Origin of the sequence: Aeromonas finlandensis, assembly GCF_000764645.1 — a bacterium.
Classification (GTDB): Bacteria; Pseudomonadota; Gammaproteobacteria; order Enterobacterales; family Aeromonadaceae; genus Aeromonas; species Aeromonas finlandensis.
Map to the genome: position 1 here is coordinate 1 of NZ_JRGK01000327.1, position 14,055 is coordinate 14,055.

The following is a 14,055-nucleotide window of genomic DNA, read 5'->3' on the forward strand; positions in this document are numbered from 1 at the left end:
GTCTGGGCCTGAAACAGCAGATCGTTGAACGGCAGGGCAAACAGGGCCTGAACCTCGGCGAGAGTCCAGTCATGACGAAGGGCGTGACCGCCCGCGGTGAGAGCATTCATACATGGCTTCCGGTTGTTATTAGTGGGATCCTGCGCCCGCCATCCTGGGATGGACGGCCACAAAACCCGCCGCCGGGCCCGCGCGCTCATGGTGATGCGCAGAGCCAAGTGGCTGAAATTGTTGGCTAGTGTAGAGAGCACGCGTAGACTGTCAACACCGACCAGATCAAACCAATTGACAACAGAACAACAAATGACCAATCAAGAATTCGACCTGCACCACATCTGGCACCCCTATACCTCCCTCACCCACCCCCTCCCCTGCTATGAAGTGGCCAGCGCCAAAGGGGTGACCATTACCCTCAGCGACGGCCGCGAACTGGTGGATGGCATGAGCTCCTGGTGGGCTTGCGTGCACGGCTATCAGGTGCCGGAACTGGACGCCACCGCCACCGCCCAGCTCGGCAAGATGTCCCACGTGATGTTTGGCGGCCTGACCCACGCCCCGGCGGTCGAGCTCTGCCGCAAACTGGTGGAGATCACCCCGGCAGGGTTGGATCGGGTCTTTCTGGCCGATTCCGGTTCGGTGGCAGTGGAAGTGGCGCTCAAGATGGCCCAGCAGTACTGGCACAGCAAAGGCACCCCAAAAGCCAAATTTGTCACCCTGCGCGGCGGTTATCACGGCGACACCTTCGGCGCCATGAGCGTCTGTGACCCTGATGGCGGCATGCATGAGCTCTACAAGGGGTTCCTGCCCGAGCATTACTTTGTCGAAGCTCCCAGCTGCCGCTTCCACGCCGAGTGGGACGAGCAGTGCGTGGTGGAGCTGGCAACGCTGGTGGCCGATCACCACGAAGAGATTGCCGCCATCGTGCTCGAACCCATTGTGCAGGGTGCAGGCGGCATGCGCTTCTATCACCCCCGCTACCTGCAGTGGGTGCGCGCCCTGTGCGACGAGTTCGGTTTGCTGCTGATTGCCGACGAGATTGCCACCGGCTTTGGTCGCACCGGCCAGCTGTTTGCCTGCGACTGGGCGGGGATCAGCCCCGACATCATGTGTCTGGGCAAGGCGCTCACCGGCGGCTATCTCACCCTCTCGGCGACCCTCACCACCGAGCATGTTGCCCGCACCATCTGTGACGGCAAGGCGGGCGTCTTTATGCACGGCCCCACCTTTATGGGCAACCCGCTCGCCTGCGCGGTGGCCAACGCCTCCATCGATCTGCTGCTCGCCTCGCCGTGGCAGGAGCGGGTGCGCACCATCGAGCACCAGCTGCGTACCGAGCTGGTGGAGCTGACCCTCCACCCGGCAGTGGCTGACGTGCGGGTACTTGGCGCCATCGGGGTGGTGGAGATGAAAGAGCGGGTGGATGTGGCGCGCATTCAGCGCAAGTTTGTATCGCTTGGCGCCTGGATCCGCCCCTTTGGCAAGCTGGTCTATCTGATGCCACCCTTCGTCATCACCCCCGAGGAGCTGCGGGTATTGACCGGCGCCATCAGCCGGGCGATTGCCGAGGGTGAGTTTTAAAACAGATCGCGGGCGGCCTCACCGGTCGCCCGTCTGTGGCATACCCATTTGATATATAAAGAGGGCAAGTTTATTCACCTCACTGCGCATGCACTTGCCGGAATGTGAGCAAAACACCAGACCTGAAGCGCCAAGAGGGGTAAACTGCTGCGGTTTTACCATCCAGAAAGATTGCTCATGCGCCTCTCCATTACTGCAAAAATCAACTTCTTCCTGCTCTTCATCTTCTCCATGGTACTGGTCTTCTCGGCGGCCTATCAGGCGGTGCGCGAACGCGACCTCATCCTGACCCTCATCAAGGAGCAGAGCAGCGAGCAGACCGAAGCCTACTTCGACGGCCTCAACATGCTGATGCTGACCGGCAAGATGGATGCTCGCGATACCCTGCGCGGCAAGTTTCTCGACCATGCCCATGTTGAGGATGCCCGCATCGTCCGTGGCGAGGCGGTGAGCAAACAGTACGGGCCGGGGCGCGCAATGGAGCAGGGCAAGGATGAGTACGATGAGCAGGCACTGGCGGGCAAAGGGAGCCTGGAGGTGGTGCATAACGGCATGCATAGCCGTCTGGTGGTGACCCGACCGCTGCTGGCCAAGAAGGATTTTCGCGGCACCGATTGCACCAGCTGCCATCTGGTGCCAGAGAATACCGTGCTGGGTGCGGTGCGCTTTGACTACTCCCTCGACGCCCTCTTTACCCGGGTCGAGCAGAATATCCTCACCTCGGCGCTTATTCTCACCGGCATCTTCGGGATGGGGCTGCTGCTGACCCTCTGGGTCATCCGCACCTGGATCGTGCGCCCCCTCAACCAATTGACCCGCTCAATAGAAGAGGCGACGGATCTGCATGACTTCAGCCACCGGATCGAGGGCGATGACGGGGACGAAATTGGCCGGGTGGCCATGGCCTACAACCAGATGCTCGACAGCGTGGAGCGCCAACTCGGCAAACGCCCCAAGGCAAGCAGGCAGGAGCCGGATCAGCCCCACTGAGCGGGGTCGATTAACCGACGTAGTAGAAGAGCAGACCGGCGATCAGCACCAGCAGCAGGATCGCCAGATTGACGTGCAGGGAGTCATCCCGGCGACGACTGCGCTTGCGCTCCAGCAACAGCACAGCCAGCGTCAGGAGGCTGCATCCCCAAAGTCCGTGCACCAGCCAGGGGGTAAACTGGGGATCCCAGCTGGTGCGCACCTTGATCCCGCCGTAGACCAGAAAACCGTAGGCCACCTCGGGGCGGGCATAGTGATAAAGCGAAAGCAGCACGATAAAGCCGCCCCAGCAGATCAGCACCAGCCCCTGCAACAGCCATGTCAGCCAATCTGGCCCATGTCGCCTATCTTTCATCCACCGCTCCTGCACCCGTGACACTCTTGTTGAGTGAACCATGCTGAAAACCCCACCAGAGTCCGACATTTTTGCTTGTTTATCAAACCCGCGCGGGTAAGATTAGCGGCTTAGTCTGCCATGATGGGCCAATGATTGCCCGGGCCAGACCCATAGCGCTGCAAGAACAAGCTGGAGACAATATTTCGATGACGCACGCATCCGTAGTAGATGTGCTGACCGGTAAATATGCGGTTGGCACCACCCAAACAGTCAAAGGGTGGATCCGGACTCGCCGTGATTCCAAGGCGGGGATCTCATTTTTGGCCGTATCCGATGGCTCCTGTTTCCATCCGGTACAGGCGGTTGTTCCCAATACCCTGGCCAATTACGAGAATGAAGTGCTGCGTCTGACCACTGCCTGTTCCGTGGAAGTGACCGGCGTGGTTGCTGCCTCTCAGGGCAACGGCCAGGCTTTCGAACTGCAGGCGACCGACGTGAAGGTCGTCGGCTGGGTCGAAGATCCGGACACCTACCCGATGGCCGCCAAGCGCCACAGCATCGAATACCTGCGTGAACAGGCTCACCTGCGCCCGCGCACCAACATCGTTGGCGCCGTGACCCGCGTTCGTCACTGTCTGGCGCAAGCCATTCACCGCTTCTTCCACGAAGAGGGTTTCCTCTGGGTTGCAACCCCGCTCATCACCGCCTCTGACACCGAAGGTGCTGGCGAGATGTTCCGCGTCTCCACTCTGGACATGGAAAACCTGCCGCGCACCGACGCCGGCAAGGTGGACTACAACGAAGATTTCTTTGGCAAAGAGGCTTTCCTGACCGTATCCGGCCAGCTGAACGCCGAAACCTATGCCTGCGCCCTCTCCAAGGTCTACACCTTCGGCCCGACCTTCCGCGCCGAAAACTCCAACACCAGCCGTCACCTGGCCGAGTTCTGGATGGTTGAGCCGGAAGTGGCCTTCAACGATCTGGCTGCCAACGCCGCACTGGCCGAAGCCATGCTGAAGTACGTCTTCAATGCCGTACTGACCGAGCGTCGCGACGATCTGGAGTTCTTCGCCCAGCACGTCGACAAGGATGCCATCGAGCGTCTGGAGCGTTTCGTCTCCTCCGACTTCGCCCAGATCGACTACACCGACGCCATCGAAGTGCTGCAGAACTGCGGCAAGAAGTTCGAGTTCCCGGTCTCCTGGGGTATCGACCTCTCCTCCGAGCACGAGCGCTATCTGGCCGAGGAGCACTTCAAGTCTCCGGTGGTGGTTAAGAACTACCCGAAAGATATCAAGGCCTTCTACATGCGCCTCAACGACGACGGCAAGACCGTTGCCGCGATGGACGTACTGGCACCGGGGATCGGCGAGATCATCGGTGGTTCCCAGCGTGAAGAGCGTCTGGACGTGCTGGATGCCCGCTTGGCCGAGATGGGCCTGAACAAGGAAGATTACTGGTGGTATCGCGACCTGCGTCGCTTCGGTACCGTGCCGCACTCCGGCTTCGGTCTGGGCTTCGAGCGTCTGGTGGTCTACGTGACCGGCATGGGCAACGTCCGCGACGTGATCCCGTTCCCGCGTACTCCGCGTACCGCCGAGTTCTGATCAGCGGCATCTTGCCACTGCATTGCAAAAGCCGACCTGTGGGTCGGCTTTTTTATTGTCACCGTTATGGGTGATACTCAGTATCAATCGGCACAAGGAACTGGTCGCCTATGGGATATCGCCTGCTGCTCTCGCTACTGCTGTTCTGCATGCCTGTTCAACTGTGGGCCGAACCCATTCGTCTGACCACCCTGGAGTGGCCCCCCTACACCAGCCAGAGCCTGCCTGATGGCGGCCTCACCGGGCATATCGTCAAGCGCGCCTTTGCCGAGGCGGGACTGGAGGTGACATTCGACTTCTACCCCTGGCAGCGGGCGGTGCGGCTGGCGGCCGATCCCACCCAACCCTACAGCGGCTATTTTCCCGAATACCTCTCCGATACCCTGCCGACCCTGTGGCGCAGCTCCCCCAGCGTAGGCGACAGCGTGCTGGGCATGGCGCAGCGGGCAGGCGCCCCCATCCTCTGGCAGCAGCTCACGGATCTCGCCCCCTACCGGATCGGCGTGGTGGAGGGGTACATCAACACCCCGGAATTCGATGCCCTGATGGCCAGCAAACGCCTCAACACCGCCGCTGTCGATGCGGACGTGCTCAACCTGCGCAAATTGCAGCGCGACCGACTCGATCTGGCGATTATCGACCGGGATGTCTTTCACTGGCTGATCCATCACGACAGCAAGCTGAGCAGCGCCGGATTGCAGTTTCACCCGAGGATCCTTGAACACAAGAGCCTGCACATCATGTTTCGCCCCGATCAGCAGGCGTTGCAGCAACGGGTGGCGCAGGCCATTGCCAAACTCGATATTGCACAGCTGAGCGAGGAGTATCAGCGACGCTATCTGCTTGGCAACTGAGCAGAGCAGCCTAAGTCATGAGTTGCTGGTAAAGATGGAGCGAGGGTCTGCTTTTGGTGGCTCTTCTTGCCGGATCCGGGCCCTTTTCTCCACTCTCCCTGGCACCTTGGCCCCCGCCCTGCTCTGCGCCATGGCCTCCTCATAGTGGTTAGCCCCATGTGATACCATCCAGCGCTCGAAAAATAACATCATTATCAGTAAGTGGTTTTTAAGTGGTTTAATCAAAAATTCATCGAGTTATTGAAGTAACTCAATTTTTTCACCTATATGGGGGAGCAGAATAGCAACTAACCCTTTTGGGCTAAATAAAACAAACAATGACAATTCATGGTTCAGGCTACCCGCGGCAATATGGGTTGAATCACACGAGGTATTGGAATGATCTTGATGGAATTTTTAGTGGTACTCGGCTGCTTGCTGCTGGGTACCCGCTTTGGTGGCATGGGACTTGGCCTCATCAGTGGTATCGGTCTCTTCCTGCTGACCTTCGTCTTCGGTCTGGTACCGGGCGAACCGCCGGTTCAGGTGATGCTGACCATTCTGGCGGTGATCGGCTGTGCCGCCACCCTGCAGACTGCCGGTGGCCTCAACCTGATGATGCAAGTGGCCGAGCGCCTGCTGCGCCGTCACCCGCAATACATCACCATTCTGGCGCCGCTGACGACCTGGACCCTCACCTTCCTGTGCGGTACCGGCCACGTGGTCTACACCATGTTCCCCATCATCGCTGACATCGCGCTGCAGAAGAACATCCGTCCCGAGCGTCCGATGGCCGTGGCATCCGTTGCCTCCCAGATGGCGATCTGTGCCTCCCCGGTCTCCGTTGCCGTGGTCTCCATGGTCTCCATTCTGGCGGCCGGTCACGGCATTGGTCAGGCTTACGGCCTGCTCGACATCCTGATGATCGCCATCCCCTCCTCCCTGACCGGTGTGGTCATGGCGGCCCTGTGGAGCCTGCGTCGCGGCAAGGATCTGGACCAGGACGAAGAGTTCCAGGCCAAGATCAAAGACCCGGAGCAACGCGACTTCATCTACGGCGGTGGTGAAACCCTGCTCAACACCAAGTTCCCGAAAGAGGCCTACTGGTCTACCTGGATCTTCTTCGCCGCCATCGCTGCCGTGGTATTGCTCGGTGCCAACGAAGGTCTGCGTCCGGTATTCACCATCAAGGACAAGACAGGCCCGCTCTCCATGAACCTGGTTATCCAGATGATGATGCTGATCGCCGGTGCCATCATCCTGATGCGCTGCAAGGTCAAGCCGGGTGATATCTCCAACGGTGCCGTCTTCAAGGCAGGCATGGTCGCCATCTTCTCCGTATTCGGGGTGGCATGGATGAGTGAGACCTTCTTCCAGGCTCATATGCCGCTGCTCAAAGAGACCCTGGCCCACGTGGTACAGGCCCAGCCCTGGACCTATGCCCTGGTGCTGTTCCTCATCTCCAAGCTGGTAAACAGCCAGGCCGCCGCCCTGACCGCCATCGCCCCCATGGGTCTGGCGCTGGGCGTGGAGCCGAAACTGCTGATCGCCTTCCTGCCGGCCAGCTACGGTTACTTCGTGCTGCCGACCTACCCGAGCGATCTGGCCTGTATCGGTTTCGACCGCTCCGGCACTACCCGCATCGGCAAGTTCATCATCAACCACAGCTTCATCATTCCGGGGCTGATCGGGGTGAGCAGCGCCAGTGCCGTGGGTTATCTGCTGACCACCATTTTGCTCTAATCGCAATCGCGTTTAGCACGCCATTGCCACACAGGCCCCCGCTCCGGGGGCCTGCTTTTTTCTCCGCTCTGTGACCCCAACAATTTCCCCGCTGCTATTTCCAGCCGCCATTTCCAGATACTAAGCCTTTACCTGTGCCCCCACCGCTGGGTAGCATGCCCCATCGTTCACCATTGGAATCTCATTCATGTCTCGCGTCATCCTGCTCTGGAGCGGTGGCAAAGATGCCATGCTGGCCCTCTGTCATGCCCGTGCTGCGGGTCATCAGGTGGTGGCACTGGCCACCTTTGCCCCGCCAGAGCCCCGATTTCTCGCTCACCCCTTGCAGCTGGTGCGCCGTCAGGCGGCAGCCCTCGGGCTGCCCCATCTGCTGGTCACCATCGAAGCGCCGTTCGAGCAGAGTTATGAGACGGCGCTGAGTCGCTTGCAGCAGGAGTGGAATCTCGACGGCGTGGTCACCGGCGATATCGACAGCGTAGGGGGCGCACCAAACTGGATCCGCGAACGCTGCCAGCCGCTGAGGCTCACCGTCCACACCCCGCTCTGGCAGCAATCCCGCCAGGCCTTGCTGGCGGATATGCTGGCGCGCGGCATCGTCGCCCACCTCTCCTGCGTCGATACCCGGGTGCTGGCCCCCGAGTGGGCTGGACGCACCCTCGATGCAGCCACCCTCGTGGAATTGCAGCAACTGGCCGAGCGCGAGTGCTTCGATGCCTGCGGCGAGCAGGGGGAGTACCACACCATGGTGACCGACGGCCCGGGCTTTGCCGCCCCATTGCGCCTTGATGGCTGGCAGGTGGCGCGGCAGGATCATCTGGCCTATCTGGCCTATCTGGCCGAACCGCAGGGGTAACGGCCCCAAGCTATCTGGCCCGCTCGTTCAAGGACGCACGAAAAATCGAGATAAAAAAACGGGAGGCAGCAGCCTCCCGCTTGGGTTTAAGCGGACCAATTTTGAACGGGCCCATAACGACCCGAACAAGGGATAAACCGGCTTATTTCGCCAGCTTGCCCAGCACCCGCTGCAGCAGGCGGATGCGCGGCTCGATGCTGTCGAGCAACAGGAACTCCGCCTCCGAGTGGAAGCCGCCCCCCATGGGGCCGAAGCCATCCAGCGACGGCACACCTGCAGCGGCGGTGAAGTTGGCATCCGAACCGCCACCGGCCTCCAGCCAGTTGAAGGGGATCCCCTCCTCTTTGGCTGCTACTTCCACCAGCGCCATCAGCGCCTCGGTGTCGCCACTCGGGCGCATCGCTGGCTTGAAGGTCTGGCGATCAACCTCGACCCGACAGCCCGCGAGGAAGGGGTTGTTGGCCATAAAGGTAAGGCGGTCGTGTACCGCAGCGGCCTCTTCGTTGCTCCAGAAGCGCAAATCCACGATCGCCTCGGCAAAGTCCGGCACCACGTTGACGCCGGTACCGCCCTGTACCACGCCGACGTTCATGGTGGTGCCCGTGGTCATGTTGACCTGCTCGTTGATGGCCAGCACCCAGTGCGCCAGCTCGGTGATGGCGGAGACCCCTTCGGTCAGGGCCGAACCGGCGTGGGACGCCTTGCCGTGGAAGGTGATGCGGTACTTGGCATTGCCCTTGCGGGCGCTGATGAGATCCCCGTTGGGACGGGCTGCCTCGGCCACCAGCACGCACCCGCTCTGTTTGGCCTTCTCCACCAGCCAATCTTTCGACCAGGGGGAGCCAATCTCTTCGTCGCAGTTGTAGCAGACCAGCACCTTGAGCTTGGCAAGCAATGCCGGGTCCATCTCTTTCAGGGCGTACCAGATAGAGAGCAGGCCGCTCTTCATGTCCGACACACCGGGGCCAAAGGCTTGATTGCCCTCGATTTTCAGCGGGCGCTTGGCCGCCGTCCCCTCGGGGAAGACGGTATCCATGTGACCACACAGCATCACGTCGTAGTGATCGGCCCCCGGCGCATTGGTGATCTCGAGGCAGGGGCCACACTCGGCGGCGAACTGGTGGCGGGTCACCTGCCAGCCGATGGCCTGATATTTCTCGGTCATGATGTCGGCCACTTTCGCCACCCCGGCCGGGGTGCGGGTGCCGCAATCGAGATTGATGAGCGGGGCCAAGTCGGCCAGATAGCTATCGAGGGAAAACGGGCTCTTTACAACTGTCATTATCTTCTCCATGCAACAATCAGCGTTGATGGCCGATCGTTTATTGCAACAATGCGACACAGTGAGAAAAAGGCGGGCAGCCATGCCGCCCGCCCGACCGGTAAATTCCAAATACCACTACATACCCAGCAGCACTACATGAACAGCAGATAGTTGAGGGTCAACGCCGTCACCAGCGCCCCCGCCATCGGCACGCTGGTGCGCTTGACCACGGTAAAGGGCGACACCTTGGCGATCCCCGCACAGGCGATCAGCACCGCCGCGATGGGGGAGATGGTGCGACCAATACTGGAGGCGAGCTGCATCGGCAGCAGCATGGTCACCGCAGGCACGCCAAACTTGGCCGCCACCGCCGGTGCCAGGGTCGAGAAGCTGAGGAACGCCGCGTTGCCTGAGCCCATGATGACAGCCGCCACCATGATCAGCGCCACCATCACCAGCGTCATCAGACCGCTGCCGATCCCGGCATTGCTGGCAGAGTGCAGCAAGGTATCGATGGCGCCGATGGCCTTGAGGGATTCGGCAAACAGCTCGGCACAGACGATGAGCGCCACCACAGGGCCAAACACCTTGCCCATGCCATCGAGGAAGCTCGACAGCCCGGCCATGGCTGTGCGCACCGAGCGGCTACGCAGCAGCTCACACAGCATGCCGATAAAGACCGACAGCAGCATGGCCACCTCCACGCTCATCTTGATGTCGCTCACCAGCAGCTTGGAGAAGGTCATCATCAGCACGAAGGGGATGATCGGCAGCAGGGCATACCAGGTGGGCGCCTGCACGCTGTCGGCGCCCTGCTCGTCCAGCTCGGCGTGATCACCGCGATGCAGGGCAGGATCCCAGCCATCCTTGCGATCGCAGTGACGCTGCCAGAAGAAGTGCAGCACCATGGTCACCAGCAGCATGGGGGCCACCAGCCAGATCTGGTAATCGACAAAGTAGCTGGTCGGATCCATGCCGGATTGACCGGCGGAGAAGATGGCGTTGGTCTGGGTCGGACCAATCTCGAACGCCTGGGAGGTGGCGATGACGCCACAGGCGGAGGCCGGGCTGATGCCGAGGTTACGCATCACCGGATACATGGTGACCATCAACAGCAGGCCAAGGCCGGTGGCGGAGGTGACGAACAGGGAGACGAATACCGCCACCAGATAGCAGATGGAGAGCATCAGGTAGCTGGACTGGATGCCCGCTACCGGTTTGACCGCCACCCGCACCAGCGCCTGGGAGGCACCGATATGGGACATGTAGGTGGCAAAGCCCGCGACCGCCATAATGGTGAGGCCCAGCCCCGCCGCGCGGTAGGAGAAGATCCCCTTGAACACTTCGAACAGGTCGAACAGGGCGAAGCCGGTGCTCTTGTCCGCGGGGAGAATGGGGTGCAGCCCCAGCCAGTAGGCCACCGCAAAAATGGCCATGCCCGCCAGCGCCAGCACCGCCTGCGGGTTGTAATCCTTGATAATGCCGTAGACCACGACGACCAGAACAAGCAAGACGAATAGAAGTTCCAATATTCACTCCTGATAAATTTATCGAAGAGCGAAATCTAGTGTTCTGACCACTGTTTGCCTTTGATCCCTATCAATAAAGGTGCCGTCACCGTGCTTCATTAGCATAATATGTCGGTAATGTAACAAATTCTCGCTATTTCAACTACCAAAAAACCTTTCTCGGCCCTTATCCGGGAATTGTGTGACGCGACTCCCCTCTTTTTTGCGTTGGATCAACATATGACGGCGCCGAAGTGGCGAAGATGCGCTTCGACATATAGCGACCATTTCGCGCCGGAGAGAGTTATGACAAGCCAAGCCACCGCAGGTGCTTCGACCTGCGACTACAAGCTGTGGGACATCCTCGTCGAGTCTGCAAAGGAACGCACTACCATTCGTTACTCCAAACTGGCCAAGCAGGCCGGGCTGGAGCAGTGCCAGGATGAACTGCGCACCCTGCTGCAGCGCATCCGCATGTACTGCACTGAAAACAACCTGCCGATCCTCTCCGCCATCGTGGTGGACGACGTGGGCAAATACACTGGCCTCTCTTCCAGCCTGCCTGATGCACCCTGGGAACGGGCCCGGGTCTTTGACCATGAGTGGACCACCCTGCACTGATTGCAGTGCTCGATGATGCCAACCAAAACGCGCCCGCAGGCGCGTTTTGGCTATCTGGCGTTTGCCCTTTCTCTTTTTCTCCCGCAATAACCGCTGCTCTTCTCCCGCAATAACCGCCCCATCGGGCACACCCGCCGCAAAGCGCCTGACCTTGAGCAAAAGCGCCGTTCAGGTGCGACCAGTCACGAGAATCCCCTCACTCCAGACCATCAGCGTTGCCATGAGATCGCCACAATGCCAGAATCGGGCCCTTGCACTCTGTTGATTCGGATTTTCGGGCGCGGCCACGGCCAGCGCCCACAAGAGAAGGACTCCCCATGGCCATCACCCTCTATGGCATCAAGAACTGCGACACCATCAAGAAAACCCGCAAGTGGCTGGATGAGGCCGGTATCGACTACCGCTTTCACGACCACCGCGCCGACGGCCTGAACCCGGACGATCTCGACCGCTGGCTGGCAAAACTCGGCTGGGAAGCGCTGCTCAACAGTCGTGGCACCACCTTCCGCGCCCTGCCGGATGAGGCCAAACAGGGGCTCGACACCGCCAAGGCGCGCGCCCTGCTGCTGGAGCACCCGGCGATGATCAAGCGCCCGCTGCTGGATCGTGACGGCGAACTGACTCTGGGGTTCAAGGCTGATCACTACCAATCCCTCTTCTCCCGTTAAGGACAACTAAGGACAACTGATGTCGGATGTCATCGCACTGGCCAAGGATCTGATCCGCCGCCCCTCCGTTACCCCCCTCGATGAAGGGTGCCAGACCCTGATGGCGGAGCGCCTCGCCAAGCTGGGCTTTATCATCGAGCCCATGGTATTTGAAGACACCACCAACCTTTGGGCCCGCCGTGGCAGCGAGGGGCCGCTGTTCTGCTTCGCTGGCCACACCGACGTAGTGCCCGCCGGGCCGCTGGACAAATGGCACACCCCGCCGTTCGAGCCGACCATCAAAGATGGCGTGCTCTATGGCCGTGGTGCCGCCGACATGAAGGGCTCGCTGGCGTCCATGGTGGTGGCGGTCGAGCGCTTCGTGGCCGAGCATCCGGATCACACAGGGTCGATTGCCTTCCTTATCACCTCCGATGAAGAGGGGCCCTTTATCAATGGCACCACCCGGGTGATCGATACCCTGGAAGCCCGCCACGAGAAGATCCGCTGGTGCATCGTCGGCGAGCCCTCCTCCACCGCCGTGGTCGGGGATGTGGTGAAGAACGGCCGACGCGGCTCCATCACCGGTGATCTGCTGGTGCGCGGGGTGCAGGGCCATGTCGCCTACCCCCATCTGGCGGACAACCCCATTCACAAAGCGGCGCCAGCGCTGGCGGAGCTCGCCGCCACCGAGTGGGATGAGGGCAACGCCTACTTCCCCCCCACCAGCTTCCAGATAGCCAACATTCAGGCCGGCACCGGCGCCTCCAACGTCATTCCGGGCGAGCTGCAGGTGCAGTTCAACTTCCGCTTCAGTACCCAACTGACCGACATGGATATCCGCGAGCGGGTCGAAGCCCTGCTGGATAAACACGGTCTCGACTACCAGCTGGACTGGACCCTCTCCGGCCAGCCCTTCCTCACCGATACCGGCGCGCTGCTCGATGCGGCCGTGGCGGCCATCGAGGCGGTGAACGGTCAGCGACCGGCCCTGCTCACCACCGGCGGCACCTCCGACGGGCGCTTTATCGCCCCCACTGGCGCCGAGGTGATTGAGCTTGGCCCCGTCAACGCCACCATTCACAAGGTGAACGAGTGCGTGAAGGCGGACGATCTGGATCTGCTGGCCGACATGTACCAAGGGGTGCTCGAGAGATTGCTGGTATGACGCAAGAACAACTGTTGGGGCTCGAAGAGAGCCACCTTATTGTGGTGGGGTGCGGCCCCCATCGTCTGACCGCTGCCACCGCGGCGGCCTTCAACGATATGCAGGTGGCGGCCACCCACGCTGGTTTCAATCTGCAACCGGCTTCCAGCTGGCGCGGTTTTGATCGCCAGCTCGCCATCTGGAATGGCAAGTGGCGTGGCGAGCGGCCACTGCTCAATGCCAACAGCCAGCCCATCGATGCCCTGCAACTGAGCGACGAGGAGCGGCTGCACGCCATCCTGCGCTGGAGCGCCCTGCCGGGCACCAGTCGCCACCACTGGGGCACCGATCTCGACATCTACGACCCGGACTGCCTGCCCGCCAACACCAGGCTGGCGCTGGAGCCGTGGGAATATGAAGCCGGGGGCTGGTTTGCAGATCTCAGCGAGTGGCTCAGCGACCATATGAGCGACTTCGGCTTCTTCCTCCCTTATGCCAAACCGGTCGGTGCAGGCAGCGGCGTCGCCTATGAACCCTGGCATATCAGCTTCGGGCTGGAGTCCGGCGAACAGCAGCTCGATCCCGCGGCACTGGCGCTTTGCCTGCAACAGGCGGATATTGAAGGCAAGTCGACCATATTGGCCAACCTGGATGACATTTTGACCCGTTATGTCACCACCTGTCCTGACGAAAGGAAAATCCCATGAATCTCTGGCTGTGGATAGGGTTGCCGCTGCTGTTCCTGCTCGGTCTGTTTCTCAACGCCATCAAAGACATGAAACGGCTGGAAAAACAGTTGCCCAACTACAAGGACAAGATCCGCGAAGTGAAGGATGACGAGGACGACTGAATCCCGACATCCGGTGGGGAGCGCCCTTGTGCTCCCCTCTCCCTCTGCTGTGCCGTTTCGCTGTTCCCCACTACCTC

General features: G+C 60.8%; 14 protein-coding genes and 1 pseudogene. 11 read left to right on the plus strand and 4 right to left on the minus strand.

Features of this window, described 5'->3' with window-relative positions:
* Positions 1–110, minus strand: a pseudogene (locus LD28_RS23245) (biotin synthase BioB); the annotation flags it as partial.
* A 193-nt stretch (positions 111–303) separates the two neighbouring features.
* Between LD28_RS23245 and bioA the strand changes: the two are divergent.
* Complete coding sequence (gene bioA, locus LD28_RS0120255; protein ID WP_033138702.1) at positions 304–1,578, plus strand: adenosylmethionine--8-amino-7-oxononanoate transaminase; 1,275 nt, start codon at positions 304–306, stop codon at positions 1,576–1,578.
* A 177-nt stretch (positions 1,579–1,755) separates the two neighbouring features.
* Positions 1,756–2,568, plus strand: a complete 813-nt coding sequence (locus LD28_RS0120260; RefSeq protein ID WP_033138703.1) for a HAMP domain-containing protein — start codon at positions 1,756–1,758, stop codon at positions 2,566–2,568.
* 10 nt (positions 2,569–2,578) lie between these two features.
* On the opposite strand, the gene LD28_RS0120265 is transcribed toward LD28_RS0120260, so the two are convergent.
* Positions 2,579–2,923, minus strand: a complete 345-nt coding sequence (locus LD28_RS0120265) for a hypothetical protein (RefSeq protein ID WP_033138704.1) — start codon at positions 2,921–2,923, stop codon at positions 2,579–2,581.
* A 188-nt stretch (positions 2,924–3,111) separates the two neighbouring features.
* On the opposite strand from LD28_RS0120265, the gene asnS reads away from it, so the two are divergent.
* The 4 genes from asnS (at position 3,112) to LD28_RS0120285 (ending at position 7,941) form a co-directional block, all read left to right on the plus strand.
* Positions 3,112–4,512, plus strand: a complete 1,401-nt coding sequence (asnS, locus tag LD28_RS0120270) for an asparagine--tRNA ligase (protein WP_033138713.1) — start codon at positions 3,112–3,114, stop codon at positions 4,510–4,512.
* Positions 4,513–4,622: 110 nt separating this feature from the next.
* On the plus strand, positions 4,623–5,366 hold the full coding sequence (locus tag LD28_RS0120275; protein WP_033138705.1) for a substrate-binding periplasmic protein: 744 nt from the start codon (positions 4,623–4,625) through the stop codon (positions 5,364–5,366).
* A 378-nt stretch (positions 5,367–5,744) separates the two neighbouring features.
* On the plus strand, positions 5,745–7,088 hold the full coding sequence (locus LD28_RS0120280) for an anaerobic C4-dicarboxylate transporter (RefSeq protein ID WP_033138706.1): 1,344 nt from the start codon (positions 5,745–5,747) through the stop codon (positions 7,086–7,088).
* Between the two features lie 187 nt (positions 7,089–7,275).
* Positions 7,276–7,941 (plus strand): Dph6-related ATP pyrophosphatase, encoded by a 666-nt coding sequence (locus LD28_RS0120285; protein WP_033138707.1) that lies wholly within the window; start codon positions 7,276–7,278, stop codon positions 7,939–7,941.
* A gap of 142 nt (positions 7,942–8,083) precedes the next feature.
* On the opposite strand, the gene LD28_RS0120290 is transcribed toward LD28_RS0120285, so the two are convergent.
* Together LD28_RS0120290 and dcuC are read right to left on the minus strand one after the other, a co-directional pair.
* Positions 8,084–9,223, minus strand: coding sequence for a M20 family metallopeptidase (locus LD28_RS0120290; protein ID WP_033138708.1), 1,140 nt, complete (start codon positions 9,221–9,223; stop codon positions 8,084–8,086).
* A gap of 134 nt (positions 9,224–9,357) precedes the next feature.
* On the minus strand, positions 9,358–10,734 hold the full coding sequence (gene dcuC, locus LD28_RS0120295) for a C4-dicarboxylate transporter DcuC (protein WP_033138709.1): 1,377 nt from the start codon (positions 10,732–10,734) through the stop codon (positions 9,358–9,360).
* Between the two features lie 285 nt (positions 10,735–11,019).
* On the opposite strand from dcuC, the gene LD28_RS0120300 reads away from it, so the two are divergent.
* The 5 genes from LD28_RS0120300 (at position 11,020) to LD28_RS23595 (ending at position 13,978) form a co-directional block, all read left to right on the plus strand.
* Positions 11,020–11,334: a hypothetical protein gene (locus LD28_RS0120300; RefSeq protein ID WP_005337929.1), complete on the plus strand. Its 315-nt coding sequence runs from the start codon at positions 11,020–11,022 to the stop codon at positions 11,332–11,334.
* A 317-nt stretch (positions 11,335–11,651) separates the two neighbouring features.
* Entirely contained in the window at positions 11,652–12,002 is a 351-nt protein-coding gene (locus LD28_RS0120305) for an ArsC family reductase (RefSeq protein WP_033138710.1), read from the plus strand.
* A gap of 19 nt (positions 12,003–12,021) precedes the next feature.
* A complete protein-coding gene (dapE, locus tag LD28_RS0120310; RefSeq protein ID WP_033138711.1) occupies positions 12,022–13,149 on the plus strand; it encodes a succinyl-diaminopimelate desuccinylase in 1,128 nt (375 codons plus the stop codon).
* Positions 13,146–13,835: a M15 family metallopeptidase gene (locus LD28_RS0120315; protein WP_033138712.1), complete on the plus strand. Its 690-nt coding sequence runs from the start codon at positions 13,146–13,148 to the stop codon at positions 13,833–13,835. The genes dapE and LD28_RS0120315 overlap by 4 nt, the downstream gene beginning before the upstream one ends.
* On the plus strand, positions 13,832–13,978 hold the full coding sequence (locus LD28_RS23595; protein ID WP_005337933.1) for a hypothetical protein: 147 nt from the start codon (positions 13,832–13,834) through the stop codon (positions 13,976–13,978). The genes LD28_RS0120315 and LD28_RS23595 overlap by 4 nt, the downstream gene beginning before the upstream one ends.
* Positions 13,979–14,055: the final 77 nt, after the last annotated feature.

Bases quoted from the DNA above. Each gene is read 5' to 3' on its own strand.
- bioA (WP_033138702.1), top strand. From the start codon at position 304: ATGACCAATCAAGAATTCGACCTGCACCACATCTGGCACCCCTATACC.
- LD28_RS0120260 (WP_033138703.1), top strand. From the start codon at position 1,756: ATGCGCCTCTCCATTACTGCAAAAATCAACTTCTTCCTGCTCTTCATC.
- LD28_RS0120265 (WP_033138704.1), bottom strand. From the start codon at position 2,923: ATGAAAGATAGGCGACATGGGCCAGATTGGCTGACATGGCTGTTGCAG.
- asnS (WP_033138713.1), top strand. From the start codon at position 3,112: ATGACGCACGCATCCGTAGTAGATGTGCTGACCGGTAAATATGCGGTT.
- LD28_RS0120275 (WP_033138705.1), top strand. From the start codon at position 4,623: ATGGGATATCGCCTGCTGCTCTCGCTACTGCTGTTCTGCATGCCTGTT.
- LD28_RS0120280 (WP_033138706.1), top strand. From the start codon at position 5,745: ATGATCTTGATGGAATTTTTAGTGGTACTCGGCTGCTTGCTGCTGGGT.
- LD28_RS0120285 (WP_033138707.1), top strand. From the start codon at position 7,276: ATGTCTCGCGTCATCCTGCTCTGGAGCGGTGGCAAAGATGCCATGCTG.
- LD28_RS0120290 (WP_033138708.1), bottom strand. From the start codon at position 9,223: ATGACAGTTGTAAAGAGCCCGTTTTCCCTCGATAGCTATCTGGCCGAC.
- LD28_RS0120300 (WP_005337929.1), top strand. From the start codon at position 11,020: ATGACAAGCCAAGCCACCGCAGGTGCTTCGACCTGCGACTACAAGCTG.
- LD28_RS0120305 (WP_033138710.1), top strand. From the start codon at position 11,652: ATGGCCATCACCCTCTATGGCATCAAGAACTGCGACACCATCAAGAAA.
- dapE (WP_033138711.1), top strand. From the start codon at position 12,022: ATGTCGGATGTCATCGCACTGGCCAAGGATCTGATCCGCCGCCCCTCC.
- LD28_RS0120315 (WP_033138712.1), top strand. From the start codon at position 13,146: ATGACGCAAGAACAACTGTTGGGGCTCGAAGAGAGCCACCTTATTGTG.
- LD28_RS23595 (WP_005337933.1), top strand. From the start codon at position 13,832: ATGAATCTCTGGCTGTGGATAGGGTTGCCGCTGCTGTTCCTGCTCGGT.